At 42.3% G+C, this 865-nt stretch carries 1 protein-coding gene; it reads right to left on the bottom strand.

Translation table 11 applies throughout. The annotated features are described in order from the left end of the window. A partial coding sequence (locus A3729_RS27580; RefSeq protein ID WP_068634498.1) for an ABC transporter permease occupies positions 1-719 on the bottom strand: 719 nt, incomplete at its 3' end. Between the last annotated feature and the right edge of the window lie 146 nt (positions 720-865).

Genomic DNA, 865 nt, shown 5'->3' with positions numbered 1-865 from the left:
ATTACGATAAATCCGCAAATCATCAAATATGAAATACCAATATCGACATCACTTACACCAAGAATACCATAGCGAAAAGCGTTAACCATATACAGTATAGGGTTAATTTGGGAGACCCCCTGCCAGAACTCAGGCAACAAACTGATACTATAAAAAACACCCCCCAAGTAAGTAAGTGGCGTCAATATAAACGTTGGCACTATCGATATGTCATCGAATTTTGTCGCATAAATCGCATTGATAAAACCGCCTATCGAGAACAGGATAGCCGTCAGAATAACAATGCTGGCCGTTACGGCGATATTTTCAACACGTAAATCGGTAAAACCCAGCGACAGTAGTGTCACGATCAGACCAACAGATATACCGCGACCAACACCGCCCATCACATAACCGGACAAGACTACCCAGTTAGGTACAGGTGAGACCAGAATTTCTTCAATGCTATGTTGAAACTTCATGCTAAAAAAAGAGGACACTACGTTAGCATAGGAGTTAGTAATCACTGACATCATGATTAAGCCGGGAACAATAAAGTCCATGTAGTCAAAACCGTCCATGTCACCAATTCTCGGGCCAATCAAGTTGCCAAAGATGACGAAGTACAAAGCCATCATTATCGCCGGTGGCAACAATGTTTGTACCCATATACGAGTAAAGCGACGAACCTCTTTGGTCACAATAGTCAAGAAAGCGACCCATACCTGATGCGCATTCATCTTACACTTCCTCCTGCGTTTTGGCGTTCTCAACCAAATCCAAAAACAACTCTTCTAAGCGGTTTGCCTTGTTACGCATACTCCTGACCTGAATACTCAAACTGTCCAACTTGGAAAAAAGATCATTTATATTTTGCTCACTGCGC

This window comes from Oleiphilus sp. HI0043 (assembly GCF_001634935.1).
Note: the sequence above shows the minus strand (reverse complement) of the source record. Positions and strands in the feature narration are given on the sequence as shown.